We start from the raw sequence: 22,393 nt of genomic DNA, 5'->3' as shown, positions 1-22,393 counted from the left end.
CATACTCGACGGCATGACCAGCCAGGCGCCCGACCGCGTCGACGGGACGGACGCCTCCGGACCAGAGCTCCCCGCCGTCTTCTCCGCGGGCGGCGAGGTGGGCCGCGACCTGGCCCGCGTCGACTGGGCGTCGACCCCGCTCGGCCCGCCGGAGGACTGGCCGCAGAGCCTGCGCAGCGTCGTGCGCGTGCTGCTCTCGTCGCGGTTCTCCATGTGGATGGCCTGGGGACCGGAGCTCACGTTCTTCTGCAACGAGGCCTACCGCCGCGACACCCTCGGCGCGAAGTACCCGTGGGCGCTCGGCCGGCCCGCCAGCGAGGTCTGGGCCGAGATCTGGCCGGAGATCGGCCCGCGCATCGAGTCGGTGACCGGCACGGGCGAGGCCACCTGGGACGAGGCGCTGCTGCTGTTCCTCGAGCGCTCGGGCTACCGCGAGGAGACCTACCACACGTTCTCCTACAGCCCGCTGACCGACGACGACGGCGCCATCGTCGGCATGCTGTGCGTCGTGTCGGAGGACACCGAGCGCGTGATCGGCGCCCGGCGCCTGGCCACCGTGCGCGACCTCGGCGCCCACGTCACGGCACTGCGCAGCGAGGCCGACGTGCTCGAGGCCGCGAGCGCGCAGCTCTCCGCCAACCCGCGCGAGCTTCCCTTCACGATGGTCTACCAGCTCGCCGAGGACTCCGGCTCCGCGGTGCTCGCGGCCTCTACCGGCCTTGCCGCCGGCCACCCCGCCGCGCCCGCGGTGCTCGGCCTCGACGACACGCACGCTCCGTGGCCGCTCGCGCGGGTGCTCGACGGCGAGGTCGTCACGCTCGACGACCTCGCCGACCGCTTCGCCGACCTGCCCACCGGCGCATGGGACCGCCCGCCGTCCCACGCGCTGCTCCTGCCGTTCCGGCAGCAGGGCTCCGCGGGCGCCCACGGCTTCCTGGTCGCGGGGCTCAACCCCTACCGGCCCGTCGACGCCGACGCCCGCGGCTTCGTCGAGCTGCTCGCCGACCAGCTCGGGTCGGCGCTCGCGACCGCGCGGGCCTACCAGCAGGAGCGCGAGCGCACCGAGCGCCTGGTCGAGCTCGACCGCGCCAAGACCGCCTTCTTCACCAACGTCAGCCACGAGTTCCGGACCCCGCTGACCTTGCTGCTCGGGCCGGCGGAGGACGCGCTGGCCGACTCCCGCCACCCCCTCGACCCGGTGCAGCGCGAGCGGATGGAGATCGTCGAGCGCAACGGCGAGCGCCTGCTCAAGCTGGTCAACACGCTGCTCGACTTCTCCCGCCTGGAGGCCGGCAGCCTGCACGCCGAGTTCGAGCCCGTCGACCTCGCCGCCTACACCGCCGAGCTCGCCGCGACCTTCACCGTCGCCGTGCAGCGGGTGGGGCTCAGCCTCGAGGTCGACTGCCCGCCGCTGGGCTCGCCGGTCCTGGTCGACCGCGAGATGTGGGCCAAGATCGTGCTCAACCTGCTCTCCAACGCGCTCAAGTTCACCTTCGAGGGCCGGATCAGCGTGCGGCTGCGCGCCGAGGGCGACTTCGTGGTGCTGGAGGTCGAGGACACCGGCACCGGCATCCCGCCCGAGCGGCAGGCCGGGCTGTTCGAGCGCTTCAACCGGGTCGCCGGCGCCGCCTCGCGCAGCCACGAGGGCTCGGGCATCGGGCTCGCCCTCATCGCCGAGCTCGCCGCCGCCCACTCCGGCGAGGTCTCGCTCGAGAGCGAGCCGGGCCGCGGCTCGACGTTCGCCGTGCGCATCCCCGCCAGCCGCGGCGACGAGGCCGGCGGCTCCGACGGCACGCTCGGCACCGCGACCGAGGCGGGAACCGGCGCGGCGGAGCGCAGCGCCCGCGGCTTCCTCGCGGAGGCGCTGCGCTGGCTCGACGCCCGTGACGACAGCTCCGCGGGCGGCGGCGCGACGCCGGGTCGCGACCGCCCGCGTACCCCTGACACGGAGAGCGGCACCCGGCCGCGCGTGCTCGTCGCCGACGACAACGCCGACATGCGCGACTACATGGCGCGGCTGCTCGCCCCCGACCACGGGGTGCTGGTCGCCGAGGACGGCGCGGCGGCCCTGGGACTGGCCCGGCAGGCGGCGCCCGACCTGGTGCTCACCGACGTGATGATGCCCGCGCTCGACGGCTTCGGCCTGCTCGCAGCCCTGCGAGCCGACCCGCTCACCGCGCAGGTGCCGGTGGTCATGGTGTCCGCGCGCGCCGGCGAGGAGGCGACGGTCGAGGGGCTGGAGGCCGGGGCCGACGACTACCTCGTCAAGCCGTTCTCGGGGCGCGAGCTGCTCGCCCGGGTGCGCGCGAACCTCGAGCTCGACCGGGTGCGCCGCACCCGCCGCGCGCTCGAGCGCAGCCAGGAGCTGCTCGACCAGGCCCAGCGACTGGCGCAGGTGGGCAGCTGGGAGGTCGAGCTGGCCACCCTCGCGGTGACGGCCTCGCCGGAGTTCGCCCGCCAGGTGGGGTTCACCCGCGAGGAGCTCGCCCGGCCCGGCGGCGCCGAGCTGGTCGCGGCGCGCGTCCACCCCGACGACAGCGACCACGTGCGCACCGTGCTCGAGGCGGCGACCGCGAACGGATCGCCCATCGACTACGAGGTGCGGATCACCGGCCAGGACGGCGAGGTGCGCACCTACCGCACGCTCGGCGAGGTCGAGCACGACGAGACCGGCGCACCGACGCGCATCCGCGGCAGCAACCAGGACGTCAGCGAGCAGCGGGCCGCCGAGCGCGCCCTCGCCGACGCGGCTGCGCGCTCCGAGGCCGCGTCTCGCGAGCACAGCATCGCCGACGAGCTGCAGCGCAGCCTGCTGCCCGCTGCCGACGTGCGCGCCGACACCCTGACCGTCGCGGCCTACTACCGGGCGGGCGTCGAGGGCACGCAGGTCGGCGGTGACTGGTACGACGTCATCGACCTGGGCGCGGGGCGCACGGCGCTGGTGCTCGGCGACGTGATGGGCCGCGGCGTGCGGGCGGCGGCGGTGATGGGGCAGCTGCGCTCCGCCGTGCGGGCCTACGCCCGTCTCGACCTGCCGCCGGGCGACGTGCTCGCCCACCTCGACGGCGTCGTGCGCGACCTCGGCGACGACCAGATCGTCACCTGCGTCTACGCCGTCCACGACCCCCACGACCACGCGCTGACCTGGGCCAACGCGGGCCACCTGCCCCCGCTGCTGCGGGCCGCCGACGGCACGGTCGCGCGGCTCGACTCGCCCGCCGGCGCCCCGCTGGGCACGGCCACGGGCGCGCCGCCGGAGCACCGCATCCTGCTCGAGCCCGGCGCGGTGCTCGCGCTCTACACCGACGGGCTGGTCGAGCGGCGCGACAGCGACATCGACGCGGGCATCGACTCGCTCGCCGAGGCGCTGGGCGCGACCGCCCGCGAGCTGCAGGCCGGCACGCCGCGCGAGCTGGTCGGCCGGCTGCTGCCGCAGGGCCCCGACGACGACGTCGCGGTGCTGCTCGTGCAGGTCGACCCGAGCAGCGAGCTCCGGGCGATCACGGTGCCCGTGCCCGACGACCTGGCGGCCGTCGGCGTGGCCCGACGGGCGGTGCGGCGCTCGCTGCGCGAGTGGGACGTGGACGAGGACACCGAGCACGTCGCGCTGCTGCTGGTGAGCGAGCTGGTGACCAACGGGCTGGTGCACGGGCGCAGCCCGGTGGTGCTGCGGGTGCGGCGCGCTCCCCGCTCCCTGGTGCTCGAGGTCAGCGACGGCACCAGCTCGGCGCCCACGCTGATGCGGCCGACGCCGGAGGACGAGCACGGGCGCGGCGTGCAGCTGGTCGCGCGGCTCGCCGAGCGCTGGGCGATCCGGCCCACGCCGACCGGCAAGGCGGTGTGGGCGACGCTGCCGCTGCCCGTGGCGCGCGCCCGTTGAGCGGCCGCGCCGTCGGTGAGCAGCGCGCGCCCCTGGTGGGCGGCGCGGGCTAGCGGGGCTCGGGGCGCCAGACGACCAGGGCGGCGGTCTCGCGGGCGAAGGGCACGAGGTCGCGCCGCGAGGCGCGGGTGGCCTCGTAGGCCGCCTGCCGGGCGCGCACCTCGGCCGAGCTGAGCGCGCCGTCGAGCTCCTGCTGCAGCTCCTGCACGCGCGAGCGCAGGGCGTCGACCTGCAGCTCGAGCTCGAGGATGCGCTTGACCCCCGCGAGGTTGACCCCGTCGGCGGTCAGTCGCTGCACCTCGCGCAGGGCGGCGATGTCGCGGGCGCTGTAGCGGCGCCCTCGCCCGGCGGCCCGGCCTGGCGAGACCAGGCCGAGCCGGTCGTACTGGCGCAGCGTCTGCGGGTGCAGGCCGGAGAGCTCGGCCGCCACCGAGATCACGTAGACGGGCGCACCGTCCTCGAGCTGCACGTCGATCACCTCCGGGTGGCGGCGGAGAGCAGGGCCGCGCGCGGGTCGTCGCCGGCCGTCGCTGCAGCGAAGGCCTCGAGCGCGGCGCGGGCGTCGTCGGAGAGCTTGGCCGGCACGGCCACCGAGACGGTGACGAGCAGGTCGCCCTTGGTGCCGTCCTTGCGCGGAGCGCCGCGGCCGCGCACGCGGAACGTGCGTCCGTTGGCGGTGCCCGCCGGCACCTTGAGCGTGACGGTCGAGCCGGCGAGCGTGGGTACGCGGATGTCGGCTCCCAGCGCCGCCTCGGCGAAGGTGACGGGGAGGGTCAGCGTGAGGTTGTCGCCGTCGCGGCCGAAGACCGGGTGCGGCGTGACGTGGACGAGCACGAGCAGGTCGCCGGCCGGGCCGCCCCGCTCGCCGGGAGTGCCGCGGCCCTTGAGCCGCACGCGTGCGCCGTCCTTGACGCCGGCCGGGAGCCGGACGTTGATGACCTCGCTGGCCGCGGCGTGCCCGGAGCCCGAGCACACCGGGCACGGGTCGTCGACGACCAGGCCGCGGCCCTTGCAGGTGCGGCAGGGCTCGGCGAAGGCGAAGCCGGAGCCGCCGCCCACGCTGGTCTGGCCGCTGCCCCCGCAGGTCGGGCAGGTGTGGGGCAGGGCGCCGTCGCGCCCGCCGGTGCCGCGGCAGGCCGGGCACGGCTTCTCGCTCGTCATGCGGAGCGGGACCGTGAGGCCCTCGACGCTCTCGACGAAGCTGATGCGCACCTCGGACTCGACGTCGGAGCCGCGGCGCGGGCCGGCGCCCCGTCGCCCGCCGCCGCCGAACAGCCCGCCCAGCACGTCGCCGAGCCCGCCGGAGCCGCCGCCGGCCTGGGCGAAGATGTCACCGAGGTCGAATCCGGGCCCGGGGCCCGCCCCGCCCGGCGCGCGGAAGCGACCCGCTCCCCCGCTGCCGAACAGCGAGCGCGCCTCGTCGTACTCCTTGCGCCGGGTCGGGTCGGAGAGCACGTCGTAGGCCTCGGAGATCTCCTTGAACCGCTCCTCGGCACCGGCGTCACCCTTGTTGGCGTCGGGGTGGAACTGGCGCGCGAGCTTGCGGTAGGCCTTCTTGACCTCGTCGGCCGGAGCGTCCTTGGCGACGCCGAGCGCCTTGTAGTAGTCCTTCTCCAGGAAGTCCTTCGTGCTCACCCGGCGTCTCCTCCCTCTGTGGTCCGTGCGGGTCGTGCGGGTCGTGCTGGTCGTGGTTGCAGTGCTGCTCCCACCGCCCCGCCGCCTCCGCTGGCGGGAGCAGAGGCGGCGGTGGTGCGGCTAGGCGCCGGGGTCGGGCTCGGCGACGGCCACCCGCGCCGGGCGGACGACCCGCTCGCCGATGCGGAAGCCCGGCTGCAGGATCTGCACCGCGGTGGCCTGCGTGACCTCGGCCGACAGCTCGTGCATGAGCGCCTCGTGCACGGTGGGGTCGAACGGGTCGCCCACCTCGCCGAAGCGCACCAGCCCGAGCTTCTCGACCGCCGCGCTCAGCGAGTCGGCGACGGCCTTGAAGCCGCCGACCAGCTCGCCGTGCGCCGCTGCGCGGTCGATGTCGTCGAGCACCGGCAGGAACGCCGTGAGCACCGAGGCGAGCGCGGTCTCCCGCACCGCCTCGCGGTCGCGGTCGACGCGCCGGCGGTAGTTGGCGTACTCCGCCGACAGGCGCTGCAGGTCGGCCGTGCGCTCGGCGAGCTGCATCTCGAGCAGCACCTGGGCGTCGGAGCCGGCCTGGTCGTCGGAACCGGCGCCCTCCGCAGGAGCGGCGTCACCCGCGGGGACGGCCCCCGGAGCCGGCGTCGCCGCCGGCTCCCGGACCTCTCCCGTCTGCGGGTCGATGCGCCGCTTGTCGCGGACCACCGGCTCCTGGTCGGGCCGGAGCTCTTCGCTCACCGCTGGTCGTCCTCGTCGACGATCTCGGCGTCGACCACGTCGTCGGCACCGGCCCCGGGGGCACCGGCACCCGCGCCGCCCGCCGAGGCGCCCGCGCCGGCCTCGCCGGATGCCTGGGCGTTGGCGTACATCGCCGAGCCCAGCTTGGAGCTGGCCTGCGCCACCCGGTCGGTGGCCGCCTTGATCGCCTCGAAGTCGGCGCCCTCGAGCGTGGACTTCAGCGACCCGAGGGCCTCCTCGACCTCGCCCTTGAGGTCCGCGGGGACCGTGTCGGCGTTGTCGGAGAGGAACTTCTCGGTCTGGTAGACGAGCGACTCGCCGGTGTTGCGGACCTCGGCGTCCTCGCGGCGCTTGCGGTCCTCCTCGGCGTGGGCCTCGGCGTCCTTCACCATGCGCTCGATGTCGTCCTTGGGCAGGGCGGAGCCGCCGGTGATGGTCATCCGCTGCTCCTTGCCGGTGCCCAGGTCCTTGGCCGCGACGTGCACGATGCCGTTGGCGTCGATGTCGAAGGTGACCTCGATCTGCGGCACGCCGCGCGGAGCCGGCGGCAGGCCGGTGAGCTCGAACATACCGAGCTTCTTGTTGGCCGAGGCCATCTCCCGCTCGCCCTGGAAGACCTGGATCTGCACCGACGGCTGGTTGTCGTCGGCCGTGGTGAAGATCTCCGAGCGCTTGGTCGGGATCGTGGTGTTGCGCTCGATCAGCTTGGTCATGATGCCGCCCTTGGTCTCGATGCCGAGGGACAGCGGGGTGACGTCGAGCAGCAGGACGTCCTTGACCTCGCCCTTGAGCACGCCGGCCTGGAGCGCGGCGCCGATCGCCACGACCTCGTCGGGGTTGACGCCCTTGTTGGGCTCGCGCCCGCCGGTGAGCTCCTTGACGACGTCGACGACGGCCGGCATGCGGGTCGACCCGCCGACGAGCACGACGTGGTCGATCTTGTCGACCGGGATGCCCGCGTCGCGCAGGACGTTGCGGAACGGCACCTTGGTGCGCTCGAGCAGGTCGCCGGTGATGCGCTGGAACTCGGCGCGGGTCAGCGTCTCGTCGAGGAACAGCGGGTTCCGGTCGGCGTCGACGGTGATGTAGGGCAGGTTGATCGAGGTCTGCTGCGAGCTCGAGAGCTCGATCTTGGCCTTCTCGGCCGCCTCGCGGATGCGCTGCATGGCCATCTTGTCCTTGGCCAGGTCGATGCCCTGCGCCGCGCGGAACTTCTCGACCAGGTGGTCGACGACGCGCTGGTCCCAGTCGTCACCGCCGAGGTGGTTGTCGCCGGAGGTGGCCTTGACCTCGACCACGCCGTCGCCGATCTCGAGCAGCGACACGTCGAACGTGCCACCGCCGAGGTCGAAGACCAGGATGGTCTGCTCCTTCTCGCCCTTGTCAAGGCCGTAGGCCAGGGCGGCCGCGGTCGGCTCGTTGACGATGCGCAGGACGTTGAGACCCGCGATCTCGCCGGCCTCCTTGGTGGCCTGGCGCTGGGAGTCGTTGAAGTAGGCCGGCACCGTGATGACCGCGTCGGTGACGTTCTCGCCGAGGTAGGCCTCCGCGTCGCGCTTGAGCTTCTGCAGCACGCGGGCACTGATCTCCTGCGGGGTGTACTTCTTCGAGTCGATGTCCACGGTCCAGCTGGTGCCGACGTGGCGCTTGACCGAGCGGATGGTGCGGTCGGGGTTGGTGACGGCCTGGCGCTTGGCGACCTCGCCGACGAGCACCTCGCCGTTCTTCGCGAACGCCACGACCGACGGCGTCGTGCGGGCGCCCTCGGCGTTGGCGATGACGGTGGGTTCTCCACCCTCGAGGACCGAGACGACCGAGTTGGTCGTCCCGAGGTCGATGCCGACGGCACGAGCCATGGGGTTACCTCCGGTAGTTGCTGGGTCGGACCACAGTTGAGCCCTGCTGGCTCAATGCTTCCCGACAGTCCCAACGGACGTCAAGCCGAGTTGATTCCACCCGGCTCAACTCTCCTGCGTCTCCTGCGTCACTGCCCCCGCGGGCGTGCTCGCGCCCGCCGGCGGGCAGGATGGGGCGCAGACAGCGACCAGGCGCGACAGCGAGGATCGAGGACGACCATGAGCAAGCAGGACGCGGGCATCGGGCTCAAGGTGCTCACCGCCGGAGGCGCGGTCGGCGCCGCCTGGGCGGCCCGCAAGCTGGTCACCACCGGCTGGAAGCTCACGACGGGCAACGAGCCGCCGGCCAACCCCGAGGACCCCGAGGTCGAGTGGGTGGAGGCCGTCGGCTGGGCGCTGCTCTCGGGCGCGGTGATCGGCCTGGCCCGCCTGGCCGCGAGCCGCCAGGCAGCGGTCTGGTACTCGAAGGCCACCGGCACGACGCCCGCCAACCTCAACGACGTCAGCAGCTGAGCGGCTCGCGGGACACGTCCCCCGGTTCTTCGTTGCGAAGCGCACGGACCGGGGTACGTTACGGCCACCTCTGAGGTGGTGGCCTGCCAGGTCACCCCGGGGAAAGGTGGCGGGGGCCCATGCGCACAGCGGCGAGCCGCGCCGAGGTCCTGGCCACGGTGGCCACGCGGGTCATGGGCGCGGCGGGCCTCGACGAGGTGGCGGCGGTGGTCGCCGACGCGGCCGCTCAGCTCGTGGGCGAGGCGAGCGCCGCAGTCCTGCTGGACCCCACGTCCTCCGTGTGCGAGCACGTCGGCCTGGGCCACCCCGACGCCACGGCGAGGCAGGCGCTCGACGCCTCGGCGAAGCGGCTGCGCGGCGGCTCGGCCACGCTGGTGGGGACGCTGACCGCCCTCCGCTACGAGCCGGTCGTGCGGCGGGTGGCTGCACCGTACCTCCCGACCGCACCGCTGGTCGCCCTCTGGGGGACCGAGGGTCGCGCCCACCAGCTCGGGCTGCAGGTCCCCAGCCGCGACGGCTCGCGCTGCGTGCTGCTGTGCGCGCGGCCGGCCGGCGCCGAGCCCTACGACGACGACGACGAGGCGGCTCTGCTCGCCCTCGCCGAGGCCGTCACGCTGCCGCTTGAGAATGCACGCCTGCTCGAGGCGGCCACTCGGGAGGCGGCCGAGCGGGCGGCGGCCGAGCAGCGGCTCGCCGAGGCCTACGCCCGCGAACGCGTGCTCTCGGGGCTGGCCGACCGGCTGGTGGAGCTGCAGCGCGAGGCGCCCGACATGGAGGTCGTCGCCCGCGCCGTCGCCGAGGCGAGCCGGGACATCACCGGGCAGGCCAGCTTCGTGCTCCTGCGCGACGTCGCGACCGGGGCGGTGGGCGCCTCGGCCTACGCCCCGCCGGGCCGGGGAGCCGCGACGCGACCCGGCCGGCTGTGGAGCGCCGACCACGTCCCGCCGGTGCTGGCCCGCGCGCTCGAGACCGGTGACCTGATCTCCACCGACGAGCCCCTCGGACCCCTGGAGAGGGCGGCCGCTGAGGCGGAGGGCTCCGCGTCCACCAGGCAGCACATGGTCGTCGCGCGGATCATGTTCGACGGCCTGGTGAGGGGGACCTTGTCGTTCCACCGCAACGCGGCCCAGGCGGCCTTCACGGAGGCCGACCTCGAGCTCGCTCGCTTCCTGGCGGCGCGCGTCTCGCTCCACGTGGTCAACTGCCAGCTGGCGCTGGCTGGCCGGGAGGCCGCCGCGCTGCAGCGCGAGGCCGAGGAGGCCCGCGCCGAGGTCGCCCGGCGAGCAGGCGAGGTCCTCGACGCCCTGCCCGTACTGGTGCTCACGCTCGACGAGCACGGGGTCGTCGACCTCACCAACCGGGCCCTGATGGACTCGAGCGCCGCGACCCCGCGATTCCTCGAGCTGCTCGACCACCACCAGGGCCGCTACGCCGCCGCGATGCGCTCGGTGGGCGAGGCGACCGCCAACGCCGGGCTGGTCGACCTCGCCGACGGCATCGAGGCCGTCCTGCGCGGCAGGCTGGGCCGCTACGAGGCCGACACGCACGCCCGCCCGGCAGGCACCGACGAGCACTGGTGGCACAGCATCGTCGTCCCACGGTCCGGCGGCGGCGTGATCATCACCTACGACGACGTCACCGACCGCAAGAACGCGGAGGTCGAAGCAGCCCACCAGGCCACCCACGACACGCTCACCGGACTGCCCAACCGGGCGCTGCTCACCGACCGGCTCGAGCACGCGGTGGCCCGCGCCGCCCGTCACCCGGGCGTGCTCGCCGTGCTGTTCATCGACCTCGACCACTTCAAGCTCGCCAACGACACCTACGGCCACGGCTTCGGCGACGCCCTGCTGGTGCAGGTCGTCGCCCGGCTCTCGGCCGCGATCCGGCCCGAGGACACCCTCGCCCGCTTCGGCGGCGACGAGTTCGTGCTCCTTTGCGAGGAGCTGCACTCCGCCGACGAGGCCTCCGTGATCGCCGGCCGCCTGCTGCGGGCGCTGGAGGAGCCCGTGCTCGTCGAGGGTCGCACCCTGCGCCAGAGCGCGAGCCTCGGCCTGGCCGTCGCAGGCCCGGGCACCGACTCCTCGACGCTGCTCTCGGAAGCCGACGCGGCACTGTTCCTCGCCAAGGAGCGGGGGCGCGGTCAGCTGGCCACCTTCGACCGGTCCCACGGCGACACCTCGGGCCGCCGGCTCGACCTCATGCAGGCCCTGCACGCCGCCCTTGCGGGCGACGTGCTCGAGCTGCACTTCCAGCCGATCGTGTCGCTGCGCACCGGCGAGGTGACCGGCGCGGAGGCGCTGCTGCGCTGGCGCCGCGACGGCGTGCTCGTCGGCCCGGGCGAGTTCCTCCACGTCGCCGAGTCGATGGGGCTGACCCTGCCGATCGGCCGGTGGGTGCTCCGCGCCGCCTGCGCCCAGGCGGCGCGCTGGCGCCGCGCCGGCGCCACCGGCCGCGTCTTCGTCAACGTCAGCCCGGCGCACCTCGCGCTCGGGCTCGAGGACGACGTACGCGCTCTGCTCGAGGAGTTCGGCCTGCCGGGCTCAGCGCTGGGAGTGGAGATCACGGAGACGACGCTGATGCAGGACCCCGAGACCTCCATCTCCTGCCTGCACACGCTGCGCGACCTCGGCGTGAGCGCCGAGATCGACGACTTCGGCACGGGCTACTCCTCGCTGGCCTACCTCAAGGAGCTCGAGCCGCAGAGCCTGAAGATCGACCGCACCTTCGTCGCCGGCGTCCACCGCGACGAGCGCGACCGGCGCATCGTGCAGGCGATCATCTCGCTGGCGCGCAGCCTCGGAGTGAGCTCGACCGCCGAGGGCATCGAGTCGCCCGAGCAGCTGGCGACGCTGCGCGAGCTGGGGTGCGACGCCGCCCAGGGCTACCTGCTGCGCCGGCCGGCGCCGCCCGAGGGCAGCTGGCCGACCGTCACCGCGGGCCTGCTCGACGGCTGAGGGCCAGCGGCAGAGCCCTCGCCTGCCTCAGCGGCAGAGAGCCGCGAACCGCCCGAACACCACCTCGGCGACCCCCGCGAGCGCCGCGACGGCCTCCGGCGCCCGCTCGCGGATCTCCTCGCCCAGCGGGCCGGGCGCCTCGTCGGCGAACTCCGTGCAGAACGCGTCGACGCCGGCGCGGTCGAGCTCGAGGTGCGGCTGGAGCCCCCAGGCGGCCGCGCCGACGCGGAAGGCCTGGTTCTCGTAGGCCGCGCTGCGCGCCAGGTGGGCAGCCTGCGGCGGCAGGACGACCGTGTCGCCGTGCCAGTGCAGGGTGCGCAGCCGGGTCGGCAGGCTGCCGAGCAGCTCGTCGGAGGCTGCGGCCTCGGTGAGCTCGACGTCGCCCCAGCCCACCTCGAGCCCGTGCCCCGGCACCGCAGAGCCACCGGAGGCGACGGCCAGCAGCTGCGCGCCCAGGCAGATGCCGAGCACCGGGACCGAGCGGTCGAGCGCGTCCTCGAGCAGCGCCAGCTCGGCCGTCCTGCTCGCGAAGCCCTCGTCGCTGTAGGCGGCCATCGGCCCGCCCATGACGACGACCCCGCTCAGGCTCGACGCGTCGGCCGGCACGGGGTCGCCGAGGTAGGTGCGGCGCACGTCGAGCGCCCGCCCGGCGCGCACCAGCGCCTGCCCGAGGCGGTAGGGCCCCTCCACCGGCTTGTGCTGCACGACCAGGACCGTCACGCCCGCCATTCTGGCCGAACGGGTGCGCCCAGCGCTGGTGCGCCATGCTTGGCCCCGTGCGCATCGCCACCTGGAACGTCAACTCCGTGCTGGCCCGCGAGCCCCGGATGCTCGAGTGGCTCGAGCGGGTCGCGCCCGACGTCGTGTGCCTGCAGGAGACCAAGTGCGACGACGCCGCATTCCCGCGCGCGGGCGTCGAGGCGCTGGGCTACGAGGTGGCCGCCCACGGCGAGGGTCGGTGGAACGGCGTGGCGCTGCTCTCACGCGTGGGGATCGACGACGTACGCCGCGGCCTCCCCAGCGACCCCGGCTTCCCGACCCCCGACGTGCGCGAGGCGCGCGCGGTGTCGGCGACGTGCGGCGGCGTACGCGTGTGGTCGGTCTACGTGCCCAACGGCCGGGAGCCGGGGCACGAGCACTACGCCTACAAGCTGGCGTGGTTCGACGCGCTGCGCGACGCGGTGGCCGCCGAGCTGCCCGGACCGCTGGCGGTGATGGGCGACTTCAACGTCGCGCCCACCGACGCCGACGTCTGGGACCCGAAGGCCTTCACGCACTCCACGCACGTCACCCCGCCCGAGCGCGGCGCCCTCGCCGCGCTGCGCGACCTGGGCCTCGGCGACGTGGTGCCGCGCGCGCTGAAGTACGACATCCCGTTCACCTACTGGGACTACCGCGCCGGCATGTTCCACAAGAACCTCGGCATGCGCATCGACCTGGTCTACGCCAGCGAGCCCGTGCGCACGCGGGTCACGGACGCCTGGATCGACCGCGAGGCGCGCAAGGGCAAGGGCGCCTCCGACCACGCGCCGGTGGTCGTGGAGCTCTCCGACGAGAGCTAGCTGCGTGCGTTCTGCTCGTACTGCGAGGCGACCGGGCCCTGCTGGCCGACGTACTTCGAGCCCAGGTCGGGGTGGCCGTAGGGCCGCTCGGCCGGCGCGTCGAGGGTGTGGAAGGAGAGCTGCCCGACCCGCATGCCCGGCCACAGCTTGATCGGCAGCGTCGCGACGTTGGAGAGCTCGAGGGTGATCTGGCCGCGCTTCCAGCCGGGGTCGACGAAGCCGGCGGTCGCGTGGATGAGCAGGCCCAGCCGGCCGAGGCTGCTCTTGCCCTCGACCCGGGCGACCAGGTCGTCGGGCAGGCCGATCGCCTCGAGGGTGGTGCCGAGCACGAACTCGCCGGGGTGGAGCACGAACGCGTCGCCCTCGCCCACCGCGATCTTCTGCATGAGGTCGCTGCGCCGCGCGTAGGGGTCGATGACCTCGGCGGTGTGGTTGCGGAAGACGAGGAACTCCGCGCCGAGCCGCACGTCGACGCTGGCCGGCTGCACCTGGCTGGGCTCGATCGGGTCGACCACGAGCCGGCCCTCGTCGAGCAGGCGGCGGATGGTGCCGTCCGACAGGATCACGCGAGCGACCCTAACGGGTGGTCGGGTCAGCCGCGCCGCGCGGGCACGAAGACGCGCATCGTGGACGGCCCGCGGTTGGCCCACAGCGCGTAGGGCACCGCCACGAGCTCGACCTCGCGGGCCGCGCCGGCCGGCTCCTGCCCCAGCGTCGCCCAGCCCGAGCCCGCCCAGCCGCTGTCGTCGCGCTGGACGCCCCTCGCCCGGACCCGCACGACCCGCTGGCCGAGCAGCTCGACGGTCTCCTCCTCGAGCGGGCGGTCGACGAGCAGCTCGACGCGCTCGAGGTCGAGCCCGCGCTGGTCGGGCGACTCGAAGCAGAGCACGACCGGGCCGCGCTCGACGGCGACCTGGCCGCGCACGGCGTCGACCGAGGGGTGGGCCACCGTGAGGCGCGGGGCGACGGGGAGCACGAGGCGTACGCGCTCGCCCGCCTCCCAGCGGCGGGCCACCGCTGCGTACCCCGGCCCTCCGGCGGCGCGCCCCTCGCCGTCGACCTCGAGCCGCGCCCCGTCGCCCGCCCACGCGGGCACGCGCAGCCGCAACTCCCAGGGCTCGTCGGGCGAGGTGACGACGCGCACGTCGACGACCCCGTCGAGCGGGTACGCGGTGGCGACCTCGAGCTCGACGCGCCCCTCGGGCAGGTCGGCGGCGACGGTGGCGGGGACGTACTGGTGCACCTGCACGCCGGCGGGCGACCACGTGGCGACATAGGCGCCGAGGGAGGCGATGGTGCGCAGGACGTTCGGCGGGCAGCACGCGCACTCGAACCACGGCGGGCGGGTGCCCGGAGCCGCCGCGCGGGTCGGCCGGGTGTCGGTCGGCGCCGGCTCGTGGGGCACCCGGCGCTGGGCGGGGTTGCTGTAGAAGAAGCCGGTCCGCTCGACCGAGGTCGACGCGGCGACCAGGTTGTGCAGCGCCCGCTCGACCGCGTCGGCGAAGCGCGCCTCGCCGGTGGCGAGCAGCAGCCGCCACGACGCCATCACGACGCCGATGCTGGCGCAGGTCTCGCCGTAGCCGAGGTCGGGCGGCAGCTCGTAGGGGTCGCCGAACGCCTCGCCCTCGACGCGCAAGCCGACAGCCCCGGTGACGTAGGCCTTGCGCGCCGTCATCGACTCCCACTGCGCGACCGCTGCGTCGAGCAGGGTCTGGTCACCGGTCTCGACGTAGACGTCGACCATGCCGGCGATCAGGTAGACCGCGCGCACCGCGTGCCCGACGACCTCGGTCTGCTCGCGCACGGGCACAGCGTCCTGGAAGTAGGCGGGCTCGAAGTGGCCGTCGGTGCCGAGCAGGCCGTAGCCGCGGTCGTCGAGGAACTGGCGGGCCAGCTCGAGGTAGGCGCGCTCCCCCGTCTCGCGGAAGAGCTCGACCAGCGCCATCTCGACCTCCTCGTGGCCGTCGGAGTCGCGCCGGCGCCCGCCGCCGAAGTCGCGCACCGCGCAGTCGGCCGCGCGGACCGCCACGTCGAACAGCGAGCTGCTGCCCGTCGCCCGGCGGTGCGCGATGCCGGCCTGCACGAGGTGCCCGATGCAGTAGAGCTCGTGGCTCTTCACCAGGTCGTCCCAGCGCACGTCGAGCCCGGCCTGCACGAAGGAGTTGACGTAGCCGTCGGGCCCCTGCGCTGCGCCGATGACGCCGGCCATCTCGTCGACGAGCGCTGCGAGCGCCGGCGAGTCCGCACGCCCGAGCTCCCAGGCCACTCCCTCGAGGGCCTTGTAGAGGTCGGGTCGGTGAACCACAAGCCGCGTCGCTCGGGTCCGGTGGCGCCGGGGGCCAGGCGACGCAGGTTGTCCACCGTGCCGTCGCGCTCGAGCCACTCGAACTCGTGCGGCGCTGTCACGTCGCGGTTGGCCCACTGCCAGTCGAGCCACGGCCCGCCGGTCAGCGCCACCTCGCGCAGGCCGAGCGGCCGCAGCCGCACGTGGGCGTCGCTGCTCGGTGCAACGGGCGCGATCGGTGCGACGGTCCGGACCGGGTCCTCGGGAGCTGCCACGGGCCGAACCTACGCCTGCCCGGCAGACCCTTGACTTCGACGCCGGCCAGGACGACCGTGCCAGCATGGGGGAGAACTCGCGGGGGCGTCGCCGCCTCGCCATGACTGTCAGCGCCGCACTGGTACTAGGTGGCGTGTCGAGCGCCGTTGTGGTCATAGGTGCCACACCGGCGCTCGCCACCACCGTCACGGTCACCAGCACCGCCGACCTCCCGGACGCCGACCTGAGCGACGGCGTCTGCGCCGCAGCGGGAGGTGCCTGCACGCTGAGAGCTGCCGTGCAGCAGACCGACGCCCTGCCGGGCATGGACACCGTCACCGTGCCCCCGGGCACCTACCTGCTCGACAGCGCCCTGCGGGTGGAGGACTCGCTCTTCCTCAACGCTCCCGGCGGTGCCGCGACGACGGTGCTCGACGGGCAGCACCACGACAGCGTGCTCGAGGTGCGCACCGCGGAGCTCCTGGTCTGCGACAGTGCGCGAAACAGCGTGGTGAGCGTCGACCGCAACGGCCAGCGCAACGGCACGCTGGTCAGCCCCGGCGCTGGCGGGCTCTCGATCCCCGGTGCCGTCACCCCGGGCAACGACGGCGACGTCTACGTCACCGGTTTCTCCACGGGCGTCGTGCGCTACGACGGCCGCACCGGCGCTCCCAAGAGCGTCTTCGTGGCCAACGGGTCCGGCGGCCTCGGCGGTGCGACCGATGCAGAGTTCCACGGCGACTACCTCTACGTCACCGACTACGTCGCCAGCCGGGTGCTGCGCTACGACCGGTTCACGGGCGCGTTCGTCGACGTCGTCGTCCCCGCCAGGTCCGGCGGTCTCGCCAACCCCAACAGCCTGCTGTTCCGCGGGAACGAGCTGCTGGTCACGAGCGCCGGCAGCGACGCGGTGCTGCGCTACGACGCGGGCACCGGCGCGTACCTCGGTGCGCTCGTGGCGCCCTTCTCCGGTGGCCTCGACACGCCCCGCGGCATGGTGGTACGCGGTGGCTCGCTCTACGTCTCGAGCTGGGCCAACGACCGCGTGCTGAAGTACGACGCCACGACCGGCGCCTACCAGAGCACGTTCGTGACGGCCGGCTCCGGCGGCCTCGACCGGCCCACCGACCTGGTCTTCTCCGAGGACGGCGACCTGCTGGTGCTGAGCTTCGGCACGAGGCAGGTGCTCCGCTACTCCGGCACCACCGGCGCCTACCGCGGGGTCCACCTGGCGGGGACAGCCGGGTCACCGCTGCTCGACACTCCTGCCTGCCTGGCGCCTCGCGTCGGCACCGGCCACGGCCCGATCGTGAGCGTGACGGGACTGACGCTGCGCAACGGGCGCAGCGACGTCGGCGTGCCGGGCGCGGGGCTCTACGTCAACGCCGGCGCCAGCGTGACGCTCAGCGACAGCGTCGTGCGCGACAACTCCTCGTCCGTCTTCGGCGGCGGCATCAGCAACTGGGGCGTGCTCGACGTCCGCCGCAGCGAGGTCCGCGACAACTCGCTGCCCGAGGGCGGCGGAGGGCAGACCTCGCAGGGGGGCGGCATCTTCAACAACGGCAGCCTCACCCTCACCGACACCACCCTCGCGGGCAACGTCGCGACGCGCGGCGGCGGCCTGTCGAACCTCAAGCACGCCGACCTCGTGGGCGTCACTGTCTCGGGCAACCGCGTCTGGGGCGGTGGCGGCGGCATCCGCAACGTGAGCGACGACGCGGTGCTCGACATCAGCTTCAGCACGATCACCGGCAACGAGGCCAACCGGCCGGGCGGCTCGGGCGAGCCGGACCGCTTCGGCGGCGGCATCATGAACCTCGGGCCGGTCGCGCAGGTCAACGTCGCCAACTCGGTCATCGCCGGCAACACCGACAACCGCGACCGCTTCCAGAGCGGCTACGGACCCGACTGCTACAGCCCGACCACCTTCCGGATGACTTCGCACCGCGACAACCTGCTCGGGGTGCTCAGCGACAGCTGCGTCATCCGCGACACGATCTTCGGCGACCACAGCACGATCCAGAGCGGCACGGGCGAGGCGCCCCTCGACCCGCGGCTCGGCCCGCTCGGCGCGAACGGCGGTCTGCCGCGTACCCACGCCCTGCTCTCCGGCAGCCCCGCGATCGACGCGGACGTGTCCGGCACGTCCGCGACCTTCTTCGACTGCGGCACGCACGACGCGCGCCAGCAGCCGCGACCGGTCGACGGTGACCTGGACGGTACGCCGCGGTGCGACCTCGGCGCCTACGAGTACCAGCCCCCGAGCGACGGCGACGGCGTCTCGCCGGCGACCGAGGACGGCGCACCGCACGGCGGCGACGGCAACAGCGACGGCATCCCCGACCGGCTGCAGCCGGGCGTGGCCTCGCTGCCGGCGGCGAACGGTGCCGGCTACGTCACCTTCGTCGCCAGCCCGGGCTCGGTGCTCCAGGACGTGCACACGACGGCGCCCGCACCCGGCGCCCCGGCGGGCGTGCGGCTGCCGGTCGGCGCCTTCAGCTTCTCGGTCACCGCGAGTCCGACCGCCACGGTGCAGCTGCTGCTGCCGCCGGGGACGGCACCGGACGCGTACTGGAAGCACGGCCCGCGACCGGGCGCGCCGACCCCTGCCTGGTACGACTTCTCCTTCGCGGGCGGCACCGGCGCGACCGTCTCGGGCGACACCGTGACGCTGCACCTGGTCGACGGCGTCCGTGGCGACTCCGACCTCACCGCCAACGGCATCGTCACCGATCCGGGCGGCCCGGTGACGCTGCTGCGCTGCGACGGGCAGGTCGCGACGATCGTCGGCACCGAGGGCAACGACAGGATCACCGGCACCGCTGGCGACGACGTCATCGTGGCGCTCGGCGGCAAGGACAAGGTGCAAGGCGGCGACGGCAACGACGTGGTCTGCGGTGGTGCGGGTGACGACACCATCCACGGCGGCGCCGGCGACGACCACCTCTTCGGCGGCGACGGCCACGACAGCCTGCACGGCGGGCCGGGCGCCGACCTCCTCGACGGCCTGGACGACGACTCGGTCAAGGGCTGAGCCCGTGGGCGCGACGCGGTGGTTCGGCCCCTCGCGGTTCGACGCCGCGCCGCGCGCGCCCTCCCGCCGCTCCGGGGGTACGGTGCCCGCGAGAGGGAGGAGCCCTGTGGCGACGACGGACACCGACGGCGAGCCGGCACAGCCGGACGACGTGACGCAGGAGGCGACTCCCCCGGCCAGCGGGCCGTCGACCTCCGCCTTCCCCCCGATCGGCGACTACGGCTTCATCTCCGACGGCGAGGTCACCGCCCTGGTCGCCCCCAGCGGCGCGATCGAGTGGATGAGCGTGCCGCGGATGGACGCACCGAGCGTCTTCGGCGCGATCCTCGGCCGGCACGCGGGCGCGTTCGGCCTCGGGCCCAGCGACCGCACGGTGCCCGACGCACGGCGCTACCTCCCGGGCACGATGGTGCTCGAGACCAGCTGGGGCACCTCGACCGGCTGGCTGATCGTGCGCGACGTGCTCGTCATGGGCCCCTGGCACCACCAGCACGAGCGCTCGGGCACCCACAAGCGGCCGCCGACCGACTACGACGCCGAGCACATCCTGCTGCGCACGGTGCGCTGCGCCTCGGGCGAGGTGCAGGTGGTGATGGACTGCGAGCCGGTCGCCGACTACGGCCGCGTGCCGGTGGTCTGGTCCTACACCGGCGACGACTACTCGCAGGGCGTCGCCCGCGCCGAGGGCACCGACCTCGAGCTGGTGCTCACCAGCGACATGCGGCTCGGCTTCGAGGGCGGGCTGGCCACCGCCCGCACGCTGCTCAAGGAGGGCGAGGAGCGCTTCGTCGCGATGTCGTGGCACGGCGCCGTGCCGCCGCGGACCTTCGCCGAGGCCTACGACAAGCTCGTGTGGACCGCCCACCACTGGCAGCACTGGCTGGCGCGCGGCAACTTCCCCGACCACCCGTGGCGCAGCTTCCTGCAGCGCAGCGCGCTCACGCTCAAGGGCCTGACCTACGCACCCACCGGCGCGATCATGGCGGCTGCGACGACCTCGCTGCCGGAGACGCCGCAGGGCAGCCGCAACTACGACTACCGCTACTCCTGGATCCGCGACTCCACGTTCGCGCTGTGGGCGATGTACACCCTCGGCTTCGACTGGGAGGCGGTCGACTTCTTCTCGTTCCTGCTCGACGTCGCGACCAGCGACGGCGAGGTGCAGATCATGTACGGCATCGGCGGCGAGGCCGAGCTCCCGGAGCGCGAGCTGCCCCACCTGCCGGGCTACGCGGGAGCCTCACCGGTGCGGATCGGCAACGCGGCCTACGACCAGGTGCAGCACGACGTGTGGGGCGCCATCCTCGACTCGGTCTACCTCCACGCCAAGGTGCAGGAGCACATCGACGAGCGCATCTGGCCGCTGATGGAGGCGCTCACCCAGCGGGCCATGGACGCCTGGCGCGAGCCCGACCGCGGCATCTGGGAGGTGCGCGGCGAGCCGCAGCACTTCGTCTCGTCCAAGATCATGTGCTGGGTCGCGCTCGACCGAGGCGCACGCATCGCGCGCATGCTGGAGCAGACCAAGCGCGCCGAGGAGTGGTCGGCGCTCGCCGACGAGATCCGCGACGACGTGCTCACCCACGGCTTGGACGAGCGCGGCGTGCTGGTGCAGCGCTACGGCAGCGACGCGCTCGACGCCTCGGTGCTGCTCGCGCCGCTGCTGCGCTTCCTCCCGCAGGACGACCCGCGGCTGCGCGCGACGGTGCTGGCGGTCGCCGACGAGCTCACCGTCGACGGGCTGGTCCTGCGCTACCGCCCGGAGGAGACCGACGACGGCTTCCACGGCGAGGAGGGCACCTTCACGATCTGCTCGTTCTGGCTGGTGTCCGCCCTCGTCGAGATCGGCGAGGTCGACCGCGCCCGCCGGCTCTGCGAGAAGCTGCTCTCGCTGTCGGGCGACCTGCAGCTCTACGCCGAGGAGCTCGACCCCCGCACCGGCAAGCACCTGGGCAACTTCCCGCAGGCGTTCACCCACCTCGCGCTGGTCAACGCGGTCATGCACGTCGTGCGGGCGGAGGAGTCCTAGGCCCTGCCAGACTCCACGTCCATGACCGAGCTCCCCCTCGCCGCAGCCCCCGCCCGCACCGAGCCGGCGCCCGACGCCGACCTCGACGAGCGCGCGATGCTCGAGGGGTGGCTCGACTACCACCGGGCCACGCTGCTGGGGAAGTGCGCCGGGCTGACCGAGGAGCAGCTGTCCAGGCGCCCGGTGCCCCCGTCGTCGCTCTCGCTGCTCGGCCTGCTGCGGCACCTGACCGAGGTGGAGCGCGGCTGGTTCCGCGGGGCCCTCGCCGGTGAGCAGGTGGAGCCGGTCTACTACTCGGAGCAGGCGCCCGACGACGACTTCGACGACCTCGCCTCGACCCCGGCCGCCGAGGTGGTCGCCCGCTTCGAGGCAGAGTGCGAGCACTCGCGCCGGCTCGTCGCGGCCGAGACCAGCTACGACGTGCGCAGCCGGGGCCGCGACGGCCGCTTCTCGCTGCGCTGGATCGTCAGCCACATGGTCGAGGAGTACGCGCGCCACAACGGCCACGCCGACCTGCTGCGCGAGTGCATCGACGGCTCGACGGGCGACTGAGCCCCGTTAGGCTCGCGGCGTGACGACTCCCGCCGCCCCGAAGCTGCGCGACGCTGTCAGCGCGCTGCCCGCCTACGTCCCGGGCCGCCCGGCCGTCGCCCCGGACGGGCGCCCGGCCTACAAGCTGTCGAGCAACGAGAACCCCTACCCGCCGCTCGCGAGCGTGCAGGAGGTCCTCCGCGAGGCGGTCGGCTCGGTCAACCGCTACCCCGACATGTCGGCGGCCGCGCTGGTGCGCGAGATCGCGGCGTTCCACGCCGTGCCGGTCGAGTGCGTCGCCACCGGCACCGGCAGCGTCGGCGTCCTGCAGCAGGTGGTGCAGGCGACCTGCGGGCCGGGCGACGAGGTCGTCTTCGCCTGGCGCTCGTTCGAGGCCTACCCCATCGTCGTGCAGATCTCCGGCGCCAGCGCCGTGCCGGTGCCGCTCGCCGCCGACGAGGGCCACGACCTCGACGCGATGCTGGCCGCCGTCACACCGCGGACCCGGCTGGTGCTGCTGTGCACGCCCAACAACCCGACGGGCACGACGATCGCGACCAACGCGCTCGCCAGGTTCCTCGCCGCCGTGCCCTCCGACGTGCTCGTCGTCGTCGACGAGGCCTACACCGAGTTCGTCCGCGACGCGGACGCGGCCGACGGGGTGGCCGCCTTCCGCGAGCACGCGAACGTCGCGGTGCTGCGTACGTTCTCGAAGGCCTACGGGCTCGCCGGCCTGCGCGTCGGGTACGCGTTGGCCGCCCCTCCGGTCGCGGCCGCCCTGCGCGCGACCGCCGTGCCCTTCGGCGTGAGCGGGCTCGCGCAGGCCGCAGCCATCGCGTCGCTCGCGGCGCGCGACGAGCTGCTCGAGCGGGTCGAGGCGCTCGTCGCCGAGCGCGAGCGCGTGACGGCCGCGCTGCGCCGGCAGGGCTGGACGCTGCCCGACAGCTCGGCCAACTTCGTCTGGCTGCGGCTCGGCGACCGGAGCGCGGAGTTCGCCGCCGCCTGCGACGCGGTGGGCGTGTCGGTGCGGCCCTACGGAGCCGACGGCGTACGCGTCACCATCGGCGAGCGCGAGGCCAACGACCTGTTCGTCCAGGTCGCGGAGGCGTGGCTCTCGCGCTGAGC

At 74.2% G+C, this 22,393-nt stretch carries 15 protein-coding genes; 8 read left to right on the top strand and 7 right to left on the bottom strand.

The genetic code is table 11. The features are described 5' to 3' along the window. The first annotated feature begins 13 nt into the window (after nt 1–13). On the top strand, nt 14–3,880 hold the full coding sequence (locus tag CLV35_RS04535; RefSeq protein ID WP_121192173.1) for a SpoIIE family protein phosphatase: 3,867 nt from the start codon (nt 14–16) through the stop codon (nt 3,878–3,880). A gap of 49 nt (nt 3,881–3,929) precedes the next feature. Here the strand turns inward: CLV35_RS04535 and CLV35_RS04530 are convergent, their stop codons facing one another. From CLV35_RS04530 to dnaK, 4 genes are all read right to left on the bottom strand, one after another. Further along, nucleotides 3,930–4,349 (bottom strand): heat shock protein transcriptional repressor HspR, encoded by a 420-nt coding sequence (locus tag CLV35_RS04530; protein WP_231121481.1) that lies wholly within the window; start codon nt 4,347–4,349, stop codon nt 3,930–3,932. Nucleotides 4,350–4,354: 5 nt separating this feature from the next. After that, nucleotides 4,355–5,515, bottom strand: coding sequence for a molecular chaperone DnaJ (gene dnaJ / locus CLV35_RS04525; protein ID WP_121192171.1), 1,161 nt, complete (start codon nt 5,513–5,515; stop codon nt 4,355–4,357). A gap of 120 nt (nt 5,516–5,635) precedes the next feature. Further along, nucleotides 5,636–6,247 carry a nucleotide exchange factor GrpE gene (grpE, locus tag CLV35_RS04520; RefSeq protein WP_121192170.1) on the bottom strand — a complete coding sequence of 204 codons (612 nt, stop codon included), beginning with the start codon at nt 6,245–6,247 and terminating at the stop codon, nt 5,636–5,638. After that, a complete protein-coding gene (gene dnaK, locus CLV35_RS04515; protein ID WP_121192169.1) occupies nt 6,244–8,103 on the bottom strand; it encodes a molecular chaperone DnaK in 1,860 nt (619 codons plus the stop codon). Before dnaK ends, grpE begins: the two co-directional genes overlap by 4 nt. A 219-nt stretch (nt 8,104–8,322) precedes the next feature. On the opposite strand from dnaK, the gene CLV35_RS19650 reads away from it, so the two are divergent. Together CLV35_RS19650 and CLV35_RS04505 are read left to right on the top strand one after the other, a co-directional pair. Then, nucleotides 8,323–8,616 carry a DUF4235 domain-containing protein gene (locus CLV35_RS19650; protein WP_147431872.1) on the top strand — a complete coding sequence of 98 codons (294 nt, stop codon included), beginning with the start codon at nt 8,323–8,325 and terminating at the stop codon, nt 8,614–8,616. A 119-nt stretch (nt 8,617–8,735) separates the two neighbouring features. Then, nucleotides 8,736–11,573, top strand: a complete 2,838-nt coding sequence (locus CLV35_RS04505) for a putative bifunctional diguanylate cyclase/phosphodiesterase (protein ID WP_121192167.1) — start codon at nt 8,736–8,738, stop codon at nt 11,571–11,573. Between the two features lie 27 nt (nt 11,574–11,600). Here the strand turns inward: CLV35_RS04505 and CLV35_RS04500 are convergent, their stop codons facing one another. Beyond that, entirely contained in the window at nt 11,601–12,293 is a 693-nt protein-coding gene (locus tag CLV35_RS04500; protein ID WP_183061676.1) for a type 1 glutamine amidotransferase, read from the bottom strand. 56 nt (nt 12,294–12,349) lie between these two features. Here CLV35_RS04500 and CLV35_RS04495 point away from each other — a divergent pair, with 56 nt between their 5' ends. Next, nucleotides 12,350–13,135 carry an exodeoxyribonuclease III gene (locus CLV35_RS04495; protein WP_121192165.1) on the top strand — a complete coding sequence of 262 codons (786 nt, stop codon included), beginning with the start codon at nt 12,350–12,352 and terminating at the stop codon, nt 13,133–13,135. On the opposite strand, the gene dcd is transcribed toward CLV35_RS04495, so the two are convergent. Further along, nucleotides 13,132–13,701 (bottom strand): dCTP deaminase, encoded by a 570-nt coding sequence (gene dcd, locus CLV35_RS04490; RefSeq protein ID WP_121192164.1) that lies wholly within the window; start codon nt 13,699–13,701, stop codon nt 13,132–13,134. The two genes, CLV35_RS04495 and dcd, sit on opposite strands and share 4 nt — an antisense overlap. A 26-nt stretch (nt 13,702–13,727) precedes the next feature. Next, entirely contained in the window at nt 13,728–15,440 is a 1,713-nt protein-coding gene (locus CLV35_RS04485) for a glycoside hydrolase family 127 protein (protein ID WP_183061674.1), read from the bottom strand. A 388-nt stretch (nt 15,441–15,828) separates the two neighbouring features. Between CLV35_RS04485 and CLV35_RS04480 the strand changes: the two genes are divergently transcribed. The 4 genes from CLV35_RS04480 (at nt 15,829) to hisC (ending at nt 22,391) form a co-directional block, all read left to right on the top strand. Next, nucleotides 15,829–18,708: a choice-of-anchor U domain-containing protein gene (locus CLV35_RS04480; RefSeq protein WP_183061672.1), complete on the top strand. Its 2,880-nt coding sequence runs from the start codon at nt 15,829–15,831 to the stop codon at nt 18,706–18,708. Between the two features lie 106 nt (nt 18,709–18,814). After that, on the top strand, nt 18,815–20,737 hold the full coding sequence (locus CLV35_RS04475) for a glycoside hydrolase family 15 protein (RefSeq protein ID WP_231121480.1): 1,923 nt from the start codon (nt 18,815–18,817) through the stop codon (nt 20,735–20,737). Nucleotides 20,738–20,758: 21 nt separating this feature from the next. Beyond that, nucleotides 20,759–21,289 carry a DinB family protein gene (locus tag CLV35_RS04470; protein ID WP_121192161.1) on the top strand — a complete coding sequence of 177 codons (531 nt, stop codon included), beginning with the start codon at nt 20,759–20,761 and terminating at the stop codon, nt 21,287–21,289. A 19-nt stretch (nt 21,290–21,308) separates the two neighbouring features. Further along, nucleotides 21,309–22,391 carry a histidinol-phosphate transaminase gene (hisC, locus tag CLV35_RS04465; RefSeq protein ID WP_121192160.1) on the top strand — a complete coding sequence of 361 codons (1,083 nt, stop codon included), beginning with the start codon at nt 21,309–21,311 and terminating at the stop codon, nt 22,389–22,391. Nucleotides 22,392–22,393: the final 2 nt, after the last annotated feature.

It is taken from the genome of Motilibacter peucedani, assembly GCF_003634695.1.
GTDB classification, from domain to species: Bacteria; Actinomycetota; Actinomycetes; order Motilibacterales; family Motilibacteraceae; genus Motilibacter; species Motilibacter peucedani.
The sequence above is the reverse complement of the archived record's forward strand: the minus strand, read 5'-3'. Positions and strand labels throughout refer to the sequence as shown.